This window comes from Henriciella mobilis (assembly GCF_003576285.1).
GTDB classification, from domain to species: Bacteria; Pseudomonadota; Alphaproteobacteria; order Caulobacterales; family Hyphomonadaceae; genus Henriciella; species Henriciella mobilis.
The window spans coordinates 785,862-806,664 of record NZ_QWFX01000006.1 but is presented as its reverse complement, the minus strand read 5'-3'; the positions used below and the strand labels follow the sequence as shown (position 1 = coordinate 806,664).

Here is a 20,803-nt window from a genome sequence, read left to right as displayed (position 1 = left end):
TGCGCAATAAGCAGGGAGGAATAAATGGGACGAGTGGCCCTCGTGACAGGTGGTACAAGAGGTATCGGGCGCGCAATCAGCGAACGCCTGAAAAAGGACGGATACGCCGTCGCCGCGAACTATGGCGGCAACGAGGAAGCCGCCAAGCTCTGTGAACAGGAACTCGGCATCAAGTGCTACAAGTTCGACGTCTCGGACTATGATGGCGTCGGTGCCGGCCTGAAGCAGATCGAGAGCGATCTCGGCCCGGTCGATGTTGTCGTCAACAATGCCGGCATCACCTGGGACGGCCCGTTCCACAAGATGACCAAGGAGCAGTGGGACAAGGTCATCGATGTCGACCTCACCTCCGCCTTCAACGTGACCCGCCAGGTCTGGGATGGCATGCGTGAGCGCGGTTTCGGCCGGGTCATCAACATCTCGTCCATCAACGGGCAGAAAGGCCAGTTCGGCCAGGCAAACTATTCCGCCGCCAAGGCCGGCCTGATCGGCCTGACCAAGGCGCTGGCCCAGGAAGGCGCCAAGAAGGGCATCACGGTGAACGTGGTCGCGCCGGGCTATATCGATACTGAAATGGTCCGCGCCGTGCCGGAGAAGGTTCTGGAGTCAATCATTTCGACCATTCCGGTCGGCCGTCTCGGCAAGGCCGAGGAAATCGCCTCCATGTGCGCCTATCTCGCCTCCGAGGAAGCTGCCTTCATCACGGGCGCAACGATGACCGTGAACGGCGCGCAGTACATCGCGGGCTAGGCCTTAAAGCCTCAGTCAAGACTTTCGAGATGCAGCGGATGGACGAGTTCAAGGCGCTGGCCGCTCGTCCATCCGCGTATGCGGACGGCTGTCCCTTCCGGGGCTGAACAGGCCGGCCGGGCCGAAAAGGCCATGTCGATCACAAGGTCGGCCCCGCGCATCCGCCGCGTGCAAAGGATGGTGCGTACCTCCTCCTTCGGGCGGGGCGCCTCGTCGCCCAGCACACCCTCAACGATGAGGAAGCCGCGCCTGTCCGGTGCGATATCGCTGGCATTGATGGCGTCATAGGCGATCAGGCGCCACAGGCCGCGCGCCTCTTCCCGCGCGGCCTTCTCGGCCTCCATAAGGGTTTCGCCGCCGCCATCAGTGTCAGGATAGAGCCGGACGCGAACATCGCCGCGCCTCACGAGTTCGAGATTGACCCAATAGTCCGGACCCTTGCTATCGGCCGTCACGACATGGGCCAGCGCGCGGTCATATCGGTCGCGGGTCAGGCCGGGATAGTAGAGCCGGACGTCCCGCCCCATGACGAGATCCTCAAGTTCGCGGGCAGCTTCCTCAGCAAAGGGCTCGCCGGGACGGTCACGGCCCTCGCGCACGGGCGCCTCGATGCCGACAAGGCGGACGCTCTGGCCGGTATCCAGCACCAGCGCGTCGCCATCGATCACCCTGACCACACGCCCGCGCTCGCCCGGCTGCATGCTGTCGAGCGGCGAGGAAGGCGAGCAGGCGCAGACCACAAACAGGGCAACAGCCGCAAGGATCTTCCTTCTCAGCATCGCCGCCTCTTCAACCCCACGCAAAAACAAGGTATCGCACACTTTCTGGCAAGACCCCGTAGCTCAGCAGGATAGAGCAACAGATTCCTAATCTGTAGGTCGCGCGTTCGAATCGCGCCGGGGTCGCCAGGCTCATGTCACTTTTGAGCGCTGGCGGAAAGCCGGGTCGTCCCAGGCGCGGGTTGCGAGTATGTCGGCGAGCGCATCAAGCGCGTCCCAGACGTCGGTGAACCGCAGGAAAAGCGGCGAAAGGCCGAAACGGATCGTGTCCGGTTCGCGGAAGTCGGCGAGGATGCCGCGATGGATAAGCGCTTGGACGATCTCGTAGCCGTTCGGATGACGCAGACTGACATGACCACCGCGCCTGCGCCCATCGCGCGGTGAAGCGACCTCGAGTCCAAGCGCATCGGCGCGGGCGATAACAAGCTCGCCGAGCGCTCTCGCCTTGTCGTGGACGAGGCTCATGTCGATGCTCTCAAAGACTTCGAGCGCGCCTGACAGGGCCGCAAGGGACAGGATCGGCGGGGTGCCGGACGCAAAGCGCTGGATGCCGCTTGCCGGTGCATATACCGGCTCAAAGGCGAAGGGCTTTTCATGGCCCATCCAGCCCGGCAGCGGACTTTCAAGCCGAGAAATCGTATCGGCACGTACATAGAGGAAGGAAGGCGCCCCCGGGCCACCGTTCAGGTATTTGTAGGTGCACCCTGTTGCGAGTCGCGCACCCGCCTCTTGCAGGTTCACATCTGTGACGCCGGTCGCATGGCTAAGGTCCCAGACAATCACGCCTCCAGACGAATGCGCAACGCCTTCGGCGCCCGCCATATTGCGGATCTCGCCGGATCGGTAGTTTACCGCGCTGAGAACCAGCACGCCGCCTGAGCGCTCAAGATGGGCGAGCCCGTCACCGGATTTCGCGCGCACAAAGTCCCGTCCACTGAGCTTCGAGAGCGCTTCGATGATATACTGGTCGGTCGGGAATTCGTCTTCCTCGACAATCAGTGCCGGCGTTCTCGCAATCGACCGGGCGGCGGCTGCAAGTTTGAACAGGTTGATCGAAACACTGTCAGCGATGATGACTTCATCCTGGCGCGCGCCGATAAGGCGGGCGAGCGATGCGCCGACCGTGCGCGGCAGGTCAAACCAGCCGGCCGAATTCCACGCCTTGACCAGTTCATTGCGCCAGTGGCCGGACGCCGTCCGCTCCAGCTCATCGAGCGCAGAATGCGTTGCAGGCCCCAGGGAATGGCCAACAAGGTAGGTCTTGCCGTCCGGCAGGTCGAACAATTCGCGTGCATGGCCGAGCAAGTCGTGGCTATCCAGCGCCTCTGCCTCGCCCCGGTCTGCGGGAATGACGTAACTCATGAGGACCTTTCCCTTGCAACGTATTGCGCGTGCCGTACTCATTGAACCGTCGGAAAGGGAAAGGGCAATGCATGAGATGCCGCGCAATGATGATCGCCGCAGGCGCCGCGCTTGCCGCTGCCTGCACGACGCCGGCGCCGGGCGAAGCGCCCGCGGGCGTCGAGGCCGCGGATGAGACAGAGCGCCCGGCAAGCCTGATGCAATGGTCCGACCTTCTCAGCCGCGACAGGCCGCAGCCAAGCCGGTCGGTCGAGATCGGACCCGATCCTGAGATCGATGTGGTTGATGTCTGGCTACCGGAAGGAGCCGGTCCGCACCCGACCGTATTGATGATCCATGGCGGCTGCTGGCAGAAGGCCATCGCGGACCGCACGCTGATGAACTATGCCGCCGAGGCGCTCCGCATCGAGGGCTTCGCTGTCTGGAACGTGGAGTATCGCGGCGTCGACGAAGAAGGCGGTGGCTATCCCGGGACGTTCCTGGATGTGGCGAATGCGGCTGACGCGCTTGCCAGGCATGGCGCAGCGCTCGGTCTCGACACCCGTCGCGTGGCGGCCTTCGGTCATTCTGCAGGCGGGCACCTGGCAGTCTGGACGGCTGCGCGCGCGAACCTGCCCGAAGCCAGCCCGCTTTTCGCGGCAGAGCCCCTGGAGCTGGCTGGCGTGATCAATTCCGGCGGTCTCGCAGACCTCGAAGCCTCCGCGCCTGTCACGGCGCCGACCTGCCTCGCCAATATCCTGGACACTCTGACCGGTGCCCCGAGCGAGGAACGGCCGAACGTCTTTTCCGACACGTCACGGGCTGAGTTCCTGCCACTCGATACGCGCATTATCAGCGTGAATGGTGCACTGGACCGTATCGCACCACCGGACCTTGGCCGTGGACTTACAGAGAAGATCAAGGCCGCCGGTGGAATGGCCGACTATGTCAATGTTCCCGCGAGCGGTCATGTCGAACTCGTCGCGCCGGGCACGCTGGCCTTCGACATGCAGGTCGCAGCCCTGAAGCAGCTCCTTGGCGACCCAGCGGCCGCCAGCGACTAGCCCATCATATCAGGCAGGCGGCCGCCACCTAGTCGAAAATGCAGGTGTTGCCCGGTGCACCGGGCGCGTTGGTCACCCTGCGGGTCTTAATCAATCGCCCATAGCCTGCCGGACCAAGACGGCGACTTTGGGGCGCCCGAACGAGATCAGTACCAAACGAACCAGAGCGATCAGGAAAAGCGCTAAGCCACCAAGGATAGCCAGTCCAGCCAATATGTCCGATCCCCCTGACTCGGTCATCACAGCTCCAGTCAGCATCAGTACCATGGCTACGACAAACCAAACGATTTGCATCATTGCCTTTTTGTTGTGGGCAGCGGTCTTGTTGTTAACAAATTGAAGCACTTCATCGACCGAGATCGGCGCGTCGCCATCCATGTTTCTGCTCAGTTTTGCATATTCTGCCCGCACATCGGTTTCGTAGCGGTTCTTCTTGTTCCCGCTCGATGCCAGAGAAACAATAATTATAATAAGGATTATAAGGCCAAGCGGACCGATTACGAGCATGAGAGCCCCCCCTTTCAATGCCAAGGTATTATGTCTCTTGCGGACAAGTCACCTGCAGCGTGATCAGATCTATTTGGACAGAATGCTATTGTCTCCGATTTCTAGTCAATCCTGTCGAAGGATAGATCAGCCGCGTTTGTCTCTGAGTTTGCGCAACACTTCCAGAGGCATGCCTTCGCCCGGCTAGCGCATCACCTCAGGCAGGTCGTCCGTATCGTCCGGCTCGTGCTGGATGATGACCTTGGCGCCGAGTTCGGCGGCACGGTCCTCGAACGCTTCCATGGATGCCAGCGTGTCGGCCTCACTCGTATTGAACTGCGGCACACGCTTCAGCTCGCGGCTTTCGGTGCGGTGATAGAGATCGCCGGTCAGCATCACGGGACCGGTCTCCGGCAGGTTCACCAGCAGCGCGGCATGGCCAGGCGTGTGGCCGGGCGTCATGAAGATGATCACCGAGCCGTCGCCGAAGACATCGTGATTGTCGAGGATGATCTCATGCTGGAGCACCTCGAAGCCGGGGAACTGGCTGCCCGCATCCGCGCCGCCTTCGGTTTCGGCATCCTCAGCAGGCGCTTCTTCGGAGACGTCGGGCTCAGGGAACATGTGATCGTATTCGAGCTGGTTCACGAGCCAGGTCGAACCATCGATGAGGTCGACCTGTCCGGAATGGTCGAAATGGCTGTGCGAGATGGAGACGTATTCGATATCCGACATGGAGAGGTCGCGCTCGGCGAGCTGCTCGGCGATCGTCTTTTCGAGAGAAACGGTGAAGACACCAGTCGTCTGTTCGTCCTGCGTCGTCAGGATGCCCGGCAGGCCGAGGTCCCAGAGCAGGTCGCCCTCAGGGTGGCGGATGAGCCAGCAGGTGTCGGTAAAGGTGTCGGACTGGCCAGCATAGTCGCCGGCGGTCGAGAAGATATCGAGGTCGGAGACGTAGATGCTGCCGCAATCGAGCTTGATGAGCTGCAGCGCATCGACACCTTCTTCGGAAGCCGTCTCCGGCGCGACGACCGCATCGGTCGCGCCAGTATCGGTTTCCGGTGCATCGGTCTCGCTGTTCGCCCCCTCGTTCCCCGCCGGGCCTGAACACGCCGCCATGGCAAGGATGAATGCGCTGGCCGTTGCAAGTACGATCTGTTTCATCAGACTAACCCCGTAAAAAATACCCTGTGATTCCCTGCGGACTCTAACCGTCCGTCCCTGTGAAAGAAAGCGCAGACCCGGCCGCGTCGATGCGGCGATAAAAACAGCTCTTGCGATCGGTGTGGCAGGCAGCGCCGCGCTGGCGCACTTTCAGGAGCACCGCGTCCTGGTCGCAGTCGACCAGAATGTCGGCAACTTCCTGGGTATGGCCCGAACTCTCGCCCTTGACCCAGAGCGCCTCGCGCGAGCGCGACCAGTACGTCGCCCGGCCGGTCCGGATCGTCTGCGCCAGCGCATCGGCATTCATCCAGGCCAGCATCAGGACCTCATCGGTCTCGACGTCCTGTGCAATCGCCGCGACGAGCCCGTCGGCGTTGAACCGTGGCCTGATTTCGAGGGTCTCGTCCTGAGAGGCCCCTTCAAGCGGGTGTTTGTATGTCGACATCAGATGACGCCCTCCTGCCTGAGTCCGGCCTGCGCTTTCTCGTCATAGCCGATCGCCGCGAGAATCTCGCTGGTATTTTCACCAAGCGCCGGCCCGGCCCTGTCGACCCTGCCCGGCGTGTCCGACAGTTTCGGGAAGACGCCCTGCATCGGCACCTCGCCAAGAAGGGGATGCGCGACTTTGATGATCGCTTCTCGCGCCGCGATATGGGCATCCGCCAGCATGTCCCTTGCCGTGTTGACGGGGCCGCAGGGCACACCGTGTTCCTCGCACCGGGCCAGCACATCAGCGACTGGGTGCTGGCGCGTCCAGGCGCTGATCTTTTCATCCAGCTCCAGCTGGTTCTCGCCGCGCGCATCATGCGTGGCATAGCGCCGATCATCCGCCCAGTCCTTGCCGCACATAGCCGACAGCCGGCGGAACAGCGTGTCCTGGTTGGCCCCGATGATGACCAGCCCGTCCGCACAAGGGTAGACGCCGGACGGGGCGATCTTCGGCAGGATCGGCCCGGTACGCTCGCGCGTGTGGCCGGCCAGGGCATATTCCGGGATGAGGCTTTCCATGAAAGCCATGACACTCTCATAGATGGCGGCATCGACGACCTGGCCCTTGCCGGTACGCTCGCGCGCAAATAGCGCCATCATTGTCCCGAGCGCCGCAAACGTGCCGGTCATTGTATCGCCTAGCGAGACACCCGCGCGCGCAGGCAGCCGGTCCGGCTCACCGATCAGGTGACGCAGGCCGCCCTTCGCTTCCCCGACGCTGGCATAACCCGCCTTGTGGCTTTCCGGACCCGTCTGGCCATAGCCGGAGACCCGCGTGATCACGAGGCGCGGATTGATGGCACGCAGGACGTCCGGGCCAAGGCCCCAGCGTTCGAGCGTGCCCGGCCTGAAATTCTCCACCAGCACGTCTGCTGTTTCGACAAGGTCCTTGAGGATGGCCTGGCCACGTTCGGTGCGCAGGTTCAGCGTCATCGACTTCTTGTTGCGTGCGATAATCGGCCAGAAGAGGCTCTGGCCATCGACCTTGGCAGCGCCCCAGCCGCGGGCCGGGTCCGGCGCATCGGGCGCCTCGATCTTGATCACTTCGGCGCCGAAGTCGCCGAGCAGCTGGCCGCAGAAGGGGCCGGCGATCAATTGACCAAGTTCAAGGACGCGTAGGCCGGCAAGCGGTAATATTGGGTCTGTCATCCGATCTCCAACAGCACTAGAAGACGCTCATGACAAGACGCATCGATATAGTAGAGGTCGGCCCGCGCGACGGGCTGCAGAACGATCCGGGCAATCTGACGACGGCCCAGAAGCTGGAATTCATCGACCGGCTGGAGGCGTGCGGTGTCAGGCGCATGGAGTCCGGCAGCTTTGTTTCGCCCAAGGCTGTGCCGAAAATGGCCGACAGTGCCGAGGTCTTCATGGGCCTCGACCGGTCCCGGCCGGTCCGCCACATCGCGCTTGCCCTGAACGAGAAGGGCGTTCGCCGCGCCATCGATGCAGAAGCCGACGAGATCAACTTCGTGCTTGTCGCGGGTGAAGGCTTCGGCCGGCGCAACCAGGGCATGAGCCCATCCGAAAGCGCCGACATGCTGGAGCAGTGCGCACCGCTGATCCATGAGGCCGGCATTCCCCTGTCAGCGACCATCTCGGTCGCATTTGGCGACCCCTATGACGGCGAGGTGGATCCGGCTGTCGTGGCGAACCTCGCGGCCCGGGCGCAAAGGGCCGGGATCGGCGAGCTGGCCCTCGGCGACACGATCGGGGTGGCCTCGCCCTGGCAGGTGCGCGCCCTGATCGAACGCGTGCTGATCGAGGCGCCCGACGTCTTCCTGCGCATGCACTTCCATGACACGCGCGGGGCGGCCCTTGCCAATGTGGCAGCCGCCATCGAGGAGGGCGTGGACGTCATCGACGCCAGCTGCGGCGGGATCGGCGGCTGCCCCTTTGCGCCGGCAGCGACCGGGAATGTCGCGACCGAGGATGTTGTCTACATGCTGGAGCGCTCAGGATTTGAGACCGGGCTGGACCTGTCGAAACTGATCGAAACGGCCAAATGGCTGGAAACCGTTCTCGGCCATCCCGTCAGTTCCAGCTTGAGCAAGGCCGGCCCCTTCCCCGCCTGATCGCTGCCCTCGCGTCAGACTTGCGCGGCGAATGCGCTCGCGTTCTTCTCGAAGAAAATCAGAGCTGCCCGATCAGCGGCTCGAAGACGAGGGAGACATCAGATGACACATCGATTCCAGGGCCGCGTGGTCTGTATCACCGGGGCTGCCAAGGGGATCGGCCGGCAGGCTGCGCTCAGCTTCGCCGCAGAGGGCGCCATCATCGTCGCAACCGATATCGAGGCCGACGCGGGCCAGTCGCTCGTTTCCGAGATCAAGACAGCCGGCGGCCGGGCGCAATTCCTTGAACACGACGTGACCTCCGAAGAAGCATGGGCCGGCGTCATCGACGGTATTCGCAAGGATCATGGACACCTCGATGTGCTGATCAACAATGCGGGGATTGGCATGACCGGTCTTGCGCACGAGATGGAGCTGTCGCTCTGGCGCAAGATGATGGCGGTGAATGTGGACGGGGTCTTCCTGGGAGTGAAGCATGCCCTGCCGCTGATGAAAGCGGCAGGCAAGGGCAACATCATCAACGTCTCGTCCATCGCCGGCATCCGCTCGACCGCGAACTTTTCCTGCTATTGCGCGACGAAGGCCGCCGTGCGCAGCTTCACCAAATCCGTCGCGCTTGAATGCGCTGAAGCCAAGGACGGCATCCGCGTCAATTCCATCCACCCCGGCATTGTCTCGACCGCTATCTGGGACACGCTGATCGGAACCGCCGAAGGGGCCGACAGCAACATGCCGCGCGATGCGACATTGGCCGGCATGACCGCCGAGGGTGTCCCGTTCGGGCGCGCCGGGACAATCCAGGAAATCGTGAACGGCATGCTTTTCCTCGCCTCGGATGAAAGCAGCTACATGACCGGGGCCGAGCTGGTCATTGATGGCGGCGCGACTGCAGGCTGAGCCCGGCTCAGTTTTGCGGGCGCCAGTCCTCAGGCGCGAGTTCGAAGCCGGCAAACTCGAAGCCCGGCGCCACGAAACAGCTCACCAGCGTCCAGGCGCCGAGGCTCTCTGCCGTCTGCCAGTGATCCTTCGGGACCACCAGATGCGGGTTCTGCCCGGCCCGGAGATCGGGTCCGAGCGTATTCGCCCCCGCGCCCTTGCCGTCCGGCGGAGAGATGGTCAGCGACAATGGGCCGCCGGCATGCCAGGCCCACACCTCGTCTGCGTCGACCCGGTGCCAGGCGGATACCTCATCGGCTTCGAGCAGGTAGTAGATTGTCGTGCAGGCACCACGGTCTTTGCCCGCGCTGCGATACATCTCTGCATAGTGCCCGCCTTCGGGGTGGGGTTTGAGGCCAAGCAGCCGGATGATTTCCCTGGCGCCGAGATCGCCGGATAGCGCCGGCATCCTCAGAAATTGTCCTTGCGCTGGCGGATCTCCGCAAAGGTCGAGACCGGATCGCCGGGATGACCCATTGCAGCCTGAAGGGCTGGATCGTCCGCGCGCAGGAACGGATTGGCCTCCAGCTCGCGCGACAGGATGGTCGGAACCGTCCAGTCGCCGCGCTGACGCTTCAGCTTCACGTCTTCGGCGTAGGCTGCGAGCTTTGCATTGTCAGGATCGACCGTGACAGCAAACCGCGCATTGGCGGCCGTGTACTCATGCGCGCAGTATATTTTCGTCTCAGGCGGAAGGTCTTTCAGCCGGGAGAGCGAGGTCCACATCATCTTCGGGTCGCCCTCGAAGACCCGGCCGCAGCCGAGCGCGAACAGCGCATCGCCGACAAAGGCCACTTTTGCGTCGGGAATGTAGTAGGCAATGTGGCCGAGGGTGTGGCCCGGAACGTCAATGACTTTCACCGTCAGCTCGCCGAGCTTCAAGGTGTCGCCACCGCGCATCTGGTCTTCAATGCCGGGGATTTTCTGTGCCTCGCCTGCCGGACCGATGATGCGGCAACCGGTCTCGTCCTTGATCTTGAGGTTGCCGCCCGCGTGGTCCGGATGCCAATGCGTGTTCCAGATGGCATCGATGGTCCACCCGAGAGACTTTGCCTCTTCGAGATACTTGGCACCGTCGGGTGTATCGATGGCAACCGTCATGCCGCTTTCGCGGTCATGAACAAGGAAACCGTAATTGTCATTCAGGCAGGGGAATTGGTGAATGTCGAGCATGACCCCATTTAACGCTATGACACCCAGTCGAAACAAGGGGTTTTAATGAGACTGTCCGCGGAGGAACTCGACGGATTTTATAGCAGCCGCCTCGGCGAGGCAGCGGCTTACCTCATCATGAAGCGTTTGGGCGACCTTTGGGGCGACTGCAAAGGCCTCAATGTACTGGGCATGGGATATGCCCATCCCCTGCTGTCGGCCTATGCCGGAACGGCCCGCGCCTGCATCGCCGCCACGCCCCAGACATCGCCGCAAGCCGCCTGGAGCGCGAGCGACCGGGGAGTGTCGACCTGCCTGGCCGAAGAAGACCGCCTGCCCTTTGGCGACGGCGCGTTCGAGCGGATCGTCCTGCTCCACGCCATAGAGGAAGCCGACAGCCCGCGCGCAGTCCTGCGCGAAGCCTGGCGGCTGCTAGCGCCGGAAGGCCGCATGCTCGTCGCTGCTGCCAACCGAACCAGCCTCTGGTCCCTCTTCGAGAACACCCCCTTCGGCCATGGCCGTCCCTGGACCCGGCGCCAGCTGATTGCATATCTCAATGACCACCTCTTCCAGGTCACCGCCAGTACGACGGCCGTCCATGTCCTGCCGATCCGAATGGATTTTCTGGCGGCCAGCGCTGAAGGCTGGGAGAAGGTTGGCGCCCTGCTCACACCCGGGCTGGGCGGTGTGGTCATGGTCGAGGCGACGAAAAGACTCTATGCTCGGCCCGGCGGCGGCGCCGTTGCGCCCGTGACCGGTTTGGCACCCGGGCGCAAAGGAGTTGCACAACTGCCTAGAAAAGAGGCAGACGTGGACAGCGTTCGAAAACACCGAAATTCTCGCGTTGACCGCTCATCGGGCGCGCGCTTTGATTAACCTGTTAGAAATTGGGAGGCTTTGGGGCCATGAAACTTATTACCGCCATCTTCAAGCCAAGCCGGCTTGATGCCGTCATCGACGCTCTGAGCGAAGCAGGCGTTGCAGGCCTGACTGTCTCGGAAGTCCGCGGCTATGGCCGGCAGCAGGGCAAGACGGAAGTCTACCGCGGCGCAGAGTACGAAGTTCGCCTTCTGCCGAAGGTCAAAGTCGAGGTTGCTTGCGCGACCGGCGACGTGGACAGGCTGTCGGAAGCGATCATCAGCGCGGCCAATACCGGCACGATCGGCGACGGCAAGATTTTCGTATCCGGTCTGGACTCGGTCGTCCGTATCCGCACCGGCGAAAAGAACGAGCAGGCGCTCGCAAGCTAAAGGCGTCTCTCTCGGGAGTGCCAGAAAGCCGGCTGGGGGTCAGGGCCCAGCCGGCTTTTTCATGTCTGGCCTGTTCAGTGTCCGCTTCGGCGCAGGTGCAGGATGACTTCGTCCGCACCCCAGTTGAGCCGCGACAGGCCCGTACTGCGAAACTCGCCCACCTTGCCATTCCGCATCGGCGCCATGGCGACCATTTCCAGCCCCATGGCATGCGTCAGGTCAATCATGTCGCGAGCAGTCGACGGGTGCAGCGCACCGTCATCATGCCAGTCGCGATGGCCCGGCATGCGCCCAGTGGTTACGAGCGAAAAGCGCCGTTGCCATAGTCCGAAATTGCGGAAGGATACGATCATTTCCGGCGCGATCCGGGCAAGCTCCTGCAGAACGAAGGCCGGCCGGCGCATCTGCTGGATCGCCTTGGACAGGATGGCGACATCGAAACCGTCATCGGGAAAGACTTCTAGATCGCTATCGGCGTCACCCTGGATGACAGACAGCCCGCGCGCGAGCGCGATACCCGCCTCGTGCGGCGACAGCTCCAGCCCGCGAGCATTGACCTGCTTCTGCTCTTTCAGCAGGGCCAGCAAGTCACCATTGCCGCAGCCGACATCCAGAACCCGCGCACCGGCGGGAACACGTGAGGCGATGGCGAGGTGGTCGGCGCGGATCGAACGGGTTTCGCTCATCAGATCCCCCGCAATTCGGCATTTGCGGTGAGGAAACCGGCCAGCGCCTTTTCGTAGACCGGCTCATCCAGCAGGAAGGCATCGTGGCCCTTGTCGCTCTCGATTTCGAGGTGGCTGACTTCAGCGCCAGCCGCCGCCAGCGCGCGCGTGATCTCGCGGCTTGCCTCAGGCGGATAGTGCCAGTCCGAGGTGAATGAGAACAGGCAGAAGCGGACCGGGGTCCCCTTGAAGGCTTCAGCAAGCCGGCCATTGTAGCGCGCAGCCATGTCGAAATAGTCCATGGCGCGGGTCACATAGAGATAGGAATTGGCGTCAAACCGGTCGACGAAGGAATGCCCTTGGTATCGCAGGTAGGATTCGACCTGGAAGTCCGCATCGAAACTGAAGCTTGCCTTTTCTCGGTCTTGCAGGCCGCGGTCGAATTTCCGCTTCAGCGCCGACTCAGAGACATAGGTGATGTGGGCGGCCATCCGCGCAATGGCGAGGCCGCGCGCCGGGCGGCGCCCCTCGGCGAGATATAGCCCGTCACACCAGTCAGGATCGGCCATGATCGCCTGTCGTCCGACTTCGTAGAAGGCAATGTTCTGGGCCGAATGGCGCGCGGCCGTTGCAATCGGGACGGCCGTGAAGACCTTTTCCGGCGCCTGCACGGCCCATTCCAGCGCCTGCATGCCGCCCATGGAACCACCCATGACCGAGAAGAGGCTGTCTATGCCGAGCGCCTCGATGAAGGCACGCTGGGCGCGGACCATGTCGCCGATCGTGATGACAGGAAAGCGCGTGCCCCAGGGCTTGCCATCCGGGCCGGGCGAAGCCGGGCCCGTCGTGCCCATACAGCCCCCGAGTACATTGGTCGCGATGACGTGGAAGCGGTCGGTATCAATCGGCTTGCCGGGCCCGATCATGCGCGGCCACCAGGCTGGCCGGCCGGTGACGACATTGTCGGAGCCGGCGAACTGGTCACCGGTCAGCGCATGGCAGACCAGGATCGCATTCGACTTGTCGGCGTTTAGTTCGCCCCAGGTTTCATAGGCGATGCGAACGGTCTCCAGCGTCTCGCCACAGTCGAGTGACAGCGGGCCCGGCAGGGCTAGCTGCTTGACTTCACTTGGCGAAAGGCGCGTGGTATCCGGCATCGTGCGCTTGAGGTGTCCGCAGCGGCGCCGGAAGTCAAGCAGCCTCTCCATTGCGACGCCGCCTTGCACATCGCCGACTTGATTTTCGGCCCGTCTTTGCTCAGGAGGACGGCCAGACATGGAGCGATCAGCATGAGCGGGCCAAAGCCACTTGCGAACATTCTCGAAATCACACCCTACAAGGGCGGGCAAAAGCTCGACCATGGATGGAAGCTTTCATCGAATGAAAACCCCCTTGGATGCAGCCCGGCGGCGCGCGAGGCGCTGAGCAAGGCAGCCGAACATCTTGAGATGTATCCAGATGGCGCCTGCTTTGCCCTGCGTGAGGCGATCGGCAAGAAATACGGGGTCGATCCAGACCGTATCGTGTGCGGGGCCGGCTCGGACGAGATCTTCCAGCTGCTCGGCCGCGCCTACCTGAAGCCGGGCGACGAAATCATCCAGTCGCAACATGGCTTTCTCGTCTACCGGCTCGTCGCCCAGCAATCGGGCGCCAAGTGCATCAGTGCGCCCGAGACCGAGCTGACAGCAAGTGTCGATGCCATCCTCGATCGGGTCACGGACAAGACACGGATCGTTTTCCTCGCCAATCCGAACAATCCGACCGGCAGCTACATCCCCTTTGATGAGGTCCGCCGCCTGCACAAGGGCCTGCGCGACGACATCCTCCTCGTTCTCGACGGGGCGTATGCCGAATATGTCCGCCAGAACGATTATTCAGCCGGCATGGACATGGCCGGGGAAGAACCGAACGTCCTGGTCACGCGAACCTTCTCGAAAATTCACGGACTGGCCGGCCTGCGGGTTGGCTGGGCCTATGGCCCGGAAAGCGTGATCGATGCGCTGCACCGCGTGCGCGGCCCGTTCAACGTCACCTCCGTCGGTCAGGCTGCCGCGATCGCGGCGTTGGCCGATGACAGCTTCGTGACCAAATCAGCCGACCACAACAATGATGAGCTCGACCGTTTGAAGCCGGCCCTCGAAAAGATGGGCTACAAGGTCTATCCAAGCGTCGCGAACTTCCTGCTGATCCAGTTCGAGGATCGCGATGGCAAGCGCGCCGAAGATGCTGACGCCTTCCTGCGCGCGCGAGGGATCGTGATCCGGGACATGAAGGCTTACGGCCTGCCGGACTGCATGCGCCTGTCCATCGGGACAAGGGAAGCCAATGACGATGTCCTCGCCGCGTTCGAAGCCTTCGCGAAAGCTGACTGAGGCATGCCGGGTCCCGTCTTCGACCGTATTGCGATTTTCGGGGCCGGCCTGATCGGCTCGTCCATTGCGCTTGCCGCGCGCGAATACCGGGCTGCGAAGAAGGTCGTCCTCTTCGACAAGAGCGAAGATGTCCGTGCGCGGGCCCGCTCGCTGAACCTGGGCGAGGTCGCCGAGACGATGGAAGCGGCCTGCTCCGGTGCAGACTGCATCATCCTTTGCGTGCCCGTCGGCGCTATCGGCGAGACGACCGAGGCCATCGCCCCCTATCTGCAAGCCGGCGTGATCCTGACCGATGTCGGATCAGTGAAGGAAAAGGCGCTGGAGTCGATGTCCGCGCATTGCCCCGAAGGTGTGTTCCTCATTCCAGGCCACCCGATTGCGGGGACCGAAAAGTCCGGCCCCGAGGCCGGCTTCGCTTCGCTGTTTCGCAATGCCTGGCACATCCTCACACCGCTGCCGCAACAGGACGAGCCCTATAATTCGGCAGTCGACCGGCTCGCCAGCTTCTGGGAAATGCTGGGCGCCAAGGTCGAGATCATGGAGGCGGCACGTCATGACCGCGTCCTCGCCATCACCTCGCACCTGCCGCACCTCATCGCCTACAATATCGTCTCGACCGCCCATGACATGGAAAGCGTCGGCGAGGGCGAAGTGGTGAAATACTCAGCCGGCGGTTTCCGGGACTTCACCCGGATTGCCGCGTCCGACCCGACCATGTGGCGGGACGTCTTCCTGAACAACAAGGAGGCCGTGCTGGAGACGCTGGGCCGGTTCAGCGAGGATCTGGCCGCCCTGCAACGCGCGATCCGCTGGGACGATGGCGAAACGCTGTTTCGCGAATTCGAACGCGCGCGCGGCATCCGGAAGGCCATTGTCGAAGCCGGACAGGATACGGACGAGACGAATTTCGGCCGCAACCGTCCGCCGAAGAAGTAACTGTTTGTTTCAAGGCGAATGCGGGCGGAGCGGCGGCTCTCCCCTCAGCGAAGGCCGCTCCGCCATTGGCATTCTGCCGGATGGATCGCGCCCGTAACCGCCGGTCGGGCAGAAAAGCGGCCCGGCGCGAAACCCGCATGGCACCTGAAGCGGCTCAGGGGGATCCGCAGGCGCCAGGCTTGTGTCTATCACCGCCGGACTGAACAGGATGGGGCAACCTCGTTGCGGAATGTTCATGCCGGCCTACGATGACCCTCTGGCGGCGGCGTCATGGTCGTGGCAAGATGCCAGCATGATCAGATCCCTACTCATCGCGGGCCTGCTTGCTTCCGGCGCAGCTGCCTGCACCACCGCCAAGCCCTATGGTCCGGCCAGCTCGCCGTCGGCCCAGGGCTACCTCGTCCAACCGATCGAATCGAACCGCTTCCGGGTCAGCTACACAGCGCTCAGTTCCGACGACGCCCGGCGCTACGCCTTGCGGCGGGCGGCCGAGGTGACCTTCGAGAATGGTGGTCAGTGGTTCCGGGTCGTGCGCAGCACCACAGATACCGAGCACAGCGGCGGCGGCGGGTCTTCGGTCTCTGTCGGCGGCAGCAGCGGTTCCTATGGCTCAGGCGTGGGTGTTGGTGTCGGGATCGGCTTTCCGGTCGCCGGCGGCAGCGAGAAGACCACGGAAAGCCTCGAGATCGTCATCGGCACGGGCGACAAGCCGGATGAGCCGGACGTCTATGACGCCTCTTCCGTACTCGCCAACATTACAGGCTAGGGCTCGATTTCCTCACCCTTCCAGTCGAACACCTTGCCACTCACCTCAGGGCCAAGGCTGTCGAGGACATCGAGCAGGTGACCGGCTGACTGCGCGGCGGTCTGAAGCTGCTTGTCCGGCACATTGCTTTGGAACGGCTTTGACAGGTCTGTATCGACGGTACCCGGATGCAGGCCGACACAGACAAACGCCTCATTACGGCGCGCCTGCTCGATGGCGAAGTTGCGGATCAGCATGTTCAGCGCTGCCTTGGATGCGCGATAGGCGTGCCAGCCGCCAAAGCCGTTGTCGCCGATCGAACCGACCCGTGCAGAAAGGGCTGCAAAGATAGCCCGTCCCTCCTTCGGCATGCGCGGCAGGAAATGCTTGGCGACCAGCCCTGGCCCGAACGTATTGATGCGGAAGACCTCCTCATAAGCCGCCATGGACTGGTGACGAAAGGACTTTTCAGGCTGCAGGCGCTCACCATCCGACAGGATGCCGCTGGCAACGATGACGAGATGGGGCGACCCGGCCCGTTCGGCTGCTTGCGCGATGCTGTCCTCATCCAGGATATCGATCTTTCCGGGGACGATGCCATCTGGCCAGTCGCCGCCGCCAGAGCGTGAGAGCGCGTGTATCGGGCCGGCATGGCCGCGCTCGTGCAGCGCCAGGGTGAGGGCGCGGCCAATGCCGCCGGTCGCGCCGATAATGACTGCAGACATGGTGCCTCCTGATGTTCAGGAGACGAGCTAGGGCGGATGGCCGGAAAGTGAATGCGCTCGAAGGGACAGCAGCCTTGAGCCTGTTTCATGTGAGGCGCGAATGCGCCGACACGGAAACTAACCTAAAGCCCCTGCCGGGGCATTCAAATCCTGAAATCGACCCACCGGATCGATTTCTTCGCCAGAGGCGAACCGGATTTGAATGGTACCGGTGGTCGGACTCGAACCGACAAGAGCCGAAGCCCGGGGGATTTTGAGTCCCCTGCGTCTACCAATTCCGCCACACCGGCATACAGATTGCGAGCAAAGCCTCTGCCTTATGGCAGGCAATGCGTCAATCTTCTCGACCAGCAGAAAAAACTCGACTAGGCGAATCTCATGACACGCTACCCATCCCCGCGAACATTTCTTCAGTCGATCGAACTCATGGCGGAAGAGGCGCCCGAAGAAGGCTTCTCTCTCAGGATGATCTTCGACCGGCTGGACGAGCGGGCGTTTGGCGCAGCGCTTTTCATCCTGGCCCTGCCCTGCTGCATCCCGTTTCTCTACGGTGTTCCGCAAGTCGTCTCGCTGCCGATGATGGTGCTGGCGGGCCAGATGGTCGCCGGACGCGAGGAGCCCTGGCTACCGCAGAAATTCGGCCAGCGCATGATCGACAAGAAGGGCCTGACACGAACCGCGAAAGGCGGGCGCAAATGGTTCGGCTGGCTGGAAAAGATCGCCCGCCCGCGCCTCACTTTCCTGATGGGTGCGCGTGGTGAGCGGATTATCGGCCTGTTCCTCGTCTTCTTTTGTGCCTCCATTCTGGTCCCCCTACCGTCGACCAATACGGTGCCCGGCTTTGGCGTTGCAGTCGTTGCATTCGGCCTGATGGCGCGCGACGGCATCCTCGTCATTATCGGCAGCATTATCGGCACCGCCTGGATCGCAACCCTGCTGACCCTGGTCGCCCTTGGTGTGAGGACGCTCACGGGCAGTTGATAGAGGCGCGCTCCATCGCCGCATTGCGCGCTTCCCCCACAGTCGCCATTTTCCCGGTCGCGTGAACCCGTCACGGATGTCTGAGGCAATATGACTGCGGCGCTTTCCCCTGTCCTGCGAACATGGCGATGGCCACTCATGGCGCTGCTGATCTCGGCGGCCATGCTGGCAACGGCCCATGCCTTCGAGCGCTTTGCCTACCTGCTGCCATGCCAGCTCTGCCTGCGTCAGCGCGAAGTCTACTGGGCCGCGATCGCGATGGCGGCGACCGGGCTCGTTCTCTGGAATATCCGCCAGAACCGGCGGTTTCTGGTTGCGTTCAACGTGATGCTGGCCCTTGTCTTCCTGACCGGTGCGGTCGTTGCCGTTTTCCATGCCGGGGTTGAGTGGGACTTCTGGCCCGCGCCGACCGGTTGCGGTGCCGAAGCGGTGGACGTCATCAATATCGACCTTGGCGGTATCGATGAGCGCACTGCAACGGCCTCCTGCGAGGATGCCCCGTGGAAGATGCTGGGCCTCTCCATGGCCGGCTGGAACGCGCTGGTCTCACTTGGCCTGACCGTGGTCAGCTTCATCGCCGCCACAACCGCACTGCCGCGCGAAACCGCCTGAACCGCCCCCGGCTTCCGGCTTACGCCATGAACTGGCGAATGCCCCACGCGCTGACCAGGCTCGCGATGACGATTACGCTGACCGTCATCCGGAGCGTCTTGAACCAGCTGGGCACCGACCCCGACAACCAGTCCCAACCGAGGTGCAGCGCAAAGAAGACGGCGTAGGCCAGGAACCATGCCGGGCTTGGTACCTGTTGTATCAGGATCGCATAAGGGACGATCACCCACCCGGCCAAAGCGGGCAGAACCGAAATAGCAAGCGGCGTCCATCCCGCTTCGGGGTTTGACAAGGCCAGCCCCCAGCGGATGCCGCCGAGAAAGCTCAGGATGACGGTGGCATAGACCATCAGCCAGAAACTGGCGGTCAGATTGGTCGGTGGCTCAAGCGCAGCCATCGCTGGGACAAGGCCGATGAAGGGCAGGGCTCCGGCCAGGGTCAGGGCCGTGGCGGCGCGCCGGAAAGTCAAAATATCGTTGCTCATCTCAGCCCGGATATGGATCGCTTCGTCCAGATTTCATGCCGCCATCACGCAAATGTAAACACAAGCTTTCAGACTGAACGCAATCTGAAAGTAACCATTCATGCGGCGTCAATTGCAATGAGTGTAGGGATACGGACATGTCCCGACGGCTCATTGCCCTGATGATTGCTGCTCTCGCCATCGTGTTTGCGTTTGGCGCGCTTTCGGCCATCCGCTGGCCGAGCATCATGATGTTCGTGACCATGTTTATCCACCCCGACCCCGCGCTTGGCCTTGATAATATCAACTGGCGCGAACTCGGTATCGTTTACGGCGCGCCATACTTCCTGGCATCGCTCTGCTATTATGCGGCCGCCGTGTCGGTCGCCAGCCGCCGGCCCGGCTCGGTCATCTGGTATGGGATGGCCATGGTGGCGTCGCTGCCAATCTACTATCTCGTCGATTTCGAACAGGGCTGGTGGCGAGACCCCAGCGGTCCTGAAGGCATGGTTGCAGGCGGCTCGGTGATCATCTTGCTGCTGGGCCTCGCCGTGCTCCACCTGCGTCTGCGCAAGGTCCGCCCGGCCGCCGTCGCTGCAGACGAGGAAGACGGACAGGTGGTGATGAGCCAGGAACAGTTCGAAGCGCTCATGGCACGGACCGAACCGAAAGCCCATCCGGAGCCTGCTGAGCCGAAGCCGCGCCGCCGGCGCCCAGTCCCCGCAGCCATCGCCCGCCAGCGCGCTCATTTTGCCGCCGAAGGCCGGCGCATGCGCGCCCGGAAGGGTCGATAAGCAGCGCCCTGACACCCTCACAGTTCTATGAATCCGTCAGGTCTTGTTCATGAACTGTTGAAGCCATTGCAGTAAGGTAAGGTTGTCCGTCCTAACGGGGAGTGTCACCGTCATGAGGTTCCGCCAGTTCTGTGGTTTCTGCCTAGGCCTGCTTGGGACGTGGTTCATGTGGCAAGTTGGCGTGGGTCTCGCGCACTTCATCCATGCAACCTTCGGCGTTAGCTTCCCCGGTGTCCTTTTCGAGCCTCAGGTGATGATGCGCCTGATGTCGGCTGTTGCCGCCTTCCTGGCCGGTCTTGCCGCGCTCACTGAGCGCAAGGGCGGTGCCTGGCTGGCAGGCCTGTCGACCTTTATGTTCGCAACCGTCACTATCGGCCTGATCCAGGGCCGCCATGACGTGTCGCTGTGGCGCGACAACTACATCTACCTGTCGATCCTGACCACGCTCTTCCTCGCGCTCGTCGTGTTGCGCCGGGAGGAAGATAGCGAGCCCAGCAAAACCTACGATGCCGTCGAAGCCAACTGAGCCGGCACTTGCCGCGCTTGCAATGAAACCCAATTCACCGTTGGATAACCGGACTTGAAAAGTCCCGACGGGAGGTGGGCATGCCGATAAGGCGACTGGCCGGACTGGCCGGGATCATCGTGGCCGCATGGATGCTCTGGGAGACCGTGCAGCCTATCCAGATGCAGATATCTCGCGGCAGCGACCTGATGACGGAGCTGCTCAACCCGCCTGTGGCCCTGCTGCGGCTCACGTCCACCCTGCTCATGATCCTTGGCGGACTGCTGGCGATTCTGGCCGTTCGCGGCGGCGCCTGGCTTTTTTCGGCCGGTGCGGTGATCTTCGCGGTCATGACGGGGGCCATGGTCGGATCGGGCGCCGATGCGTCTCTCTGGTCCGATGAAGCCGTGCTCGCGCCCTTCCTTCTGGTGATTTCCGGCGTACTGGTTTTTCGATCGCGCAAATGACGCCTTCGCCGCATTGATTTCGTAGCGTCAATGCTTAGGTTCGCGGTCGATT

General features: G+C 62.8%; 26 protein-coding genes and 2 tRNA genes. 15 read left to right on the top strand and 13 right to left on the bottom strand.

The window, feature by feature from the left end; genetic code table 11:
• Nucleotides 1-24: 24 nt before the first annotated feature.
• Nucleotides 25-750, top strand: coding sequence for an acetoacetyl-CoA reductase (gene phbB / locus D1223_RS08835; RefSeq protein ID WP_119376018.1), 726 nt, complete (start codon nt 25-27; stop codon nt 748-750).
• Nucleotides 751-761: 11 nt separating this feature from the next.
• Here phbB and D1223_RS08830 read toward each other — a convergent pair whose 3' ends face one another.
• Entirely contained in the window at nt 762-1,529 is a 768-nt protein-coding gene (locus tag D1223_RS08830; RefSeq protein ID WP_119376017.1) for a thermonuclease family protein, read from the bottom strand.
• A gap of 52 nt (nt 1,530-1,581) precedes the next feature.
• Here D1223_RS08830 and D1223_RS08825 point away from each other — a divergent pair.
• Nucleotides 1,582-1,658 (top strand) — tRNA-Arg (locus D1223_RS08825).
• Nucleotides 1,659-1,661: 3 nt separating this feature from the next.
• On the opposite strand, the gene D1223_RS08820 is transcribed toward D1223_RS08825, so the two are convergent.
• Entirely contained in the window at nt 1,662-2,891 is a 1,230-nt protein-coding gene (locus D1223_RS08820; RefSeq protein ID WP_119376016.1) for a kynureninase, read from the bottom strand.
• An 86-nt stretch (nt 2,892-2,977) separates the two neighbouring features.
• On the opposite strand from D1223_RS08820, the gene D1223_RS08815 reads away from it, so the two are divergent.
• Entirely contained in the window at nt 2,978-3,934 is a 957-nt protein-coding gene (locus tag D1223_RS08815; RefSeq protein WP_233353097.1) for an alpha/beta hydrolase family protein, read from the top strand.
• A 90-nt stretch (nt 3,935-4,024) separates the two neighbouring features.
• Here D1223_RS08815 and D1223_RS08810 read toward each other — a convergent pair whose 3' ends face one another.
• The 4 genes from D1223_RS08810 to D1223_RS08795 all read right to left on the bottom strand — a co-directional run bounded on the left by D1223_RS08810 (nt 4,025) and on the right by D1223_RS08795 (nt 7,222).
• A complete protein-coding gene (locus D1223_RS08810; protein ID WP_119376015.1) occupies nt 4,025-4,441 on the bottom strand; it encodes a hypothetical protein in 417 nt (138 codons plus the stop codon).
• A 183-nt stretch (nt 4,442-4,624) separates the two neighbouring features.
• The gene (locus D1223_RS08805; RefSeq protein ID WP_119376014.1) at nt 4,625-5,584 is read right to left on the bottom strand and encodes an N-acyl homoserine lactonase family protein; all 960 of its coding nucleotides are present in this window, start codon (nt 5,582-5,584) and stop codon (nt 4,625-4,627) included.
• Between the two features lie 43 nt (nt 5,585-5,627).
• A complete protein-coding gene (gene hisI / locus D1223_RS08800; RefSeq protein ID WP_119376013.1) occupies nt 5,628-6,029 on the bottom strand; it encodes a phosphoribosyl-AMP cyclohydrolase in 402 nt (133 codons plus the stop codon).
• Entirely contained in the window at nt 6,029-7,222 is a 1,194-nt protein-coding gene (locus D1223_RS08795; protein ID WP_119376012.1) for a CaiB/BaiF CoA transferase family protein, read from the bottom strand. Before D1223_RS08795 ends, hisI begins: the two co-directional genes overlap by 1 nt.
• Nucleotides 7,223-7,251: 29 nt before the next feature.
• On the opposite strand from D1223_RS08795, the gene D1223_RS08790 reads away from it, so the two are divergent.
• Nucleotides 7,252-8,148, top strand: coding sequence for a hydroxymethylglutaryl-CoA lyase (locus D1223_RS08790; protein ID WP_119376011.1), 897 nt, complete (start codon nt 7,252-7,254; stop codon nt 8,146-8,148).
• A gap of 102 nt (nt 8,149-8,250) precedes the next feature.
• Entirely contained in the window at nt 8,251-9,045 is a 795-nt protein-coding gene (locus D1223_RS08785; protein ID WP_119376010.1) for an SDR family NAD(P)-dependent oxidoreductase, read from the top strand.
• A 7-nt stretch (nt 9,046-9,052) separates the two neighbouring features.
• Here the strand turns inward: D1223_RS08785 and D1223_RS08780 are convergent, their stop codons facing one another.
• Nucleotides 9,053-9,493 (bottom strand): cupin domain-containing protein, encoded by a 441-nt coding sequence (locus tag D1223_RS08780; RefSeq protein ID WP_119376009.1) that lies wholly within the window; start codon nt 9,491-9,493, stop codon nt 9,053-9,055.
• A 2-nt stretch (nt 9,494-9,495) separates the two neighbouring features.
• Nucleotides 9,496-10,257 carry a hydroxyacylglutathione hydrolase gene (gene gloB / locus D1223_RS08775; RefSeq protein ID WP_119376008.1) on the bottom strand — a complete coding sequence of 254 codons (762 nt, stop codon included), beginning with the start codon at nt 10,255-10,257 and terminating at the stop codon, nt 9,496-9,498.
• Between the two features lie 45 nt (nt 10,258-10,302).
• Here gloB and D1223_RS08770 point away from each other — a divergent pair, with 45 nt between their 5' ends.
• Complete coding sequence (locus tag D1223_RS08770; RefSeq protein WP_119376007.1) at nt 10,303-11,112, top strand: class I SAM-dependent methyltransferase; 810 nt, start codon at nt 10,303-10,305, stop codon at nt 11,110-11,112.
• Between the two features lie 29 nt (nt 11,113-11,141).
• Nucleotides 11,142-11,486 (top strand): P-II family nitrogen regulator, encoded by a 345-nt coding sequence (locus D1223_RS08765; RefSeq protein ID WP_119376006.1) that lies wholly within the window; start codon nt 11,142-11,144, stop codon nt 11,484-11,486.
• 74 nt (nt 11,487-11,560) lie between these two features.
• On the opposite strand, the gene D1223_RS08760 is transcribed toward D1223_RS08765, so the two are convergent.
• Both D1223_RS08760 and metX read right to left on the bottom strand, forming a co-directional pair.
• The gene (locus D1223_RS08760; protein ID WP_119376005.1) at nt 11,561-12,172 is read right to left on the bottom strand and encodes a methionine biosynthesis protein MetW; all 612 of its coding nucleotides are present in this window, start codon (nt 12,170-12,172) and stop codon (nt 11,561-11,563) included.
• The gene (gene metX, locus D1223_RS08755; RefSeq protein WP_199288204.1) at nt 12,172-13,308 is read right to left on the bottom strand and encodes a homoserine O-acetyltransferase MetX; all 1,137 of its coding nucleotides are present in this window, start codon (nt 13,306-13,308) and stop codon (nt 12,172-12,174) included. The genes D1223_RS08760 and metX overlap by 1 nt, the downstream gene beginning before the upstream one ends.
• Nucleotides 13,309-13,440: 132 nt before the next feature.
• Between metX and hisC the strand changes: the two genes are divergently transcribed.
• The 3 genes from hisC (at nt 13,441) to D1223_RS08740 (ending at nt 16,225) form a co-directional block, all read left to right on the top strand.
• Nucleotides 13,441-14,523: a histidinol-phosphate transaminase gene (hisC, locus tag D1223_RS08750; RefSeq protein ID WP_119376003.1), complete on the top strand. Its 1,083-nt coding sequence runs from the start codon at nt 13,441-13,443 to the stop codon at nt 14,521-14,523.
• A gap of 3 nt (nt 14,524-14,526) precedes the next feature.
• Nucleotides 14,527-15,459, top strand: a complete 933-nt coding sequence (locus tag D1223_RS08745; protein WP_119376002.1) for a prephenate/arogenate dehydrogenase family protein — start codon at nt 14,527-14,529, stop codon at nt 15,457-15,459.
• 292 nt (nt 15,460-15,751) lie between these two features.
• The gene (locus tag D1223_RS08740) at nt 15,752-16,225 is read left to right on the top strand and encodes a CC0125/CC1285 family lipoprotein (protein ID WP_147372736.1); all 474 of its coding nucleotides are present in this window, start codon (nt 15,752-15,754) and stop codon (nt 16,223-16,225) included.
• On the opposite strand, the gene D1223_RS08735 is transcribed toward D1223_RS08740, so the two are convergent.
• Together D1223_RS08735 and D1223_RS08730 are read right to left on the bottom strand one after the other, a co-directional pair.
• Nucleotides 16,222-16,929, bottom strand: a complete 708-nt coding sequence (locus D1223_RS08735) for an SDR family NAD(P)-dependent oxidoreductase (RefSeq protein ID WP_119376000.1) — start codon at nt 16,927-16,929, stop codon at nt 16,222-16,224. The two genes, D1223_RS08740 and D1223_RS08735, sit on opposite strands and share 4 nt — an antisense overlap.
• Before the next feature lie 203 nt (nt 16,930-17,132).
• Nucleotides 17,133-17,219 (bottom strand) — tRNA-Leu (locus tag D1223_RS08730).
• 88 nt (nt 17,220-17,307) lie between these two features.
• Between D1223_RS08730 and D1223_RS08725 the strand changes: the two genes are divergently transcribed.
• Both D1223_RS08725 and D1223_RS08720 read left to right on the top strand, forming a co-directional pair.
• Nucleotides 17,308-17,910: an exopolysaccharide biosynthesis protein gene (locus tag D1223_RS08725; protein ID WP_119375999.1), complete on the top strand. Its 603-nt coding sequence runs from the start codon at nt 17,308-17,310 to the stop codon at nt 17,908-17,910.
• A gap of 138 nt (nt 17,911-18,048) precedes the next feature.
• A complete protein-coding gene (locus tag D1223_RS08720; protein WP_233353096.1) occupies nt 18,049-18,522 on the top strand; it encodes a disulfide bond formation protein B in 474 nt (157 codons plus the stop codon).
• A 19-nt stretch (nt 18,523-18,541) separates the two neighbouring features.
• Here the strand turns inward: D1223_RS08720 and D1223_RS08715 are convergent, their stop codons facing one another.
• On the bottom strand, nt 18,542-19,006 hold the full coding sequence (locus D1223_RS08715; protein WP_119375997.1) for a DUF3429 domain-containing protein: 465 nt from the start codon (nt 19,004-19,006) through the stop codon (nt 18,542-18,544).
• 137 nt (nt 19,007-19,143) lie between these two features.
• On the opposite strand from D1223_RS08715, the gene D1223_RS08710 reads away from it, so the two are divergent.
• The 3 genes from D1223_RS08710 (at nt 19,144) to D1223_RS08700 (ending at nt 20,751) form a co-directional block, all read left to right on the top strand.
• Nucleotides 19,144-19,779: a hypothetical protein gene (locus D1223_RS08710; RefSeq protein ID WP_119375996.1), complete on the top strand. Its 636-nt coding sequence runs from the start codon at nt 19,144-19,146 to the stop codon at nt 19,777-19,779.
• A 166-nt stretch (nt 19,780-19,945) separates the two neighbouring features.
• Nucleotides 19,946-20,305, top strand: coding sequence for a hypothetical protein (locus D1223_RS08705; protein WP_147372734.1), 360 nt, complete (start codon nt 19,946-19,948; stop codon nt 20,303-20,305).
• 80 nt (nt 20,306-20,385) lie between these two features.
• Nucleotides 20,386-20,751, top strand: a complete 366-nt coding sequence (locus D1223_RS08700) for a hypothetical protein (RefSeq protein ID WP_119375994.1) — start codon at nt 20,386-20,388, stop codon at nt 20,749-20,751.
• Nucleotides 20,752-20,803 lie beyond the last annotated feature (52 nt).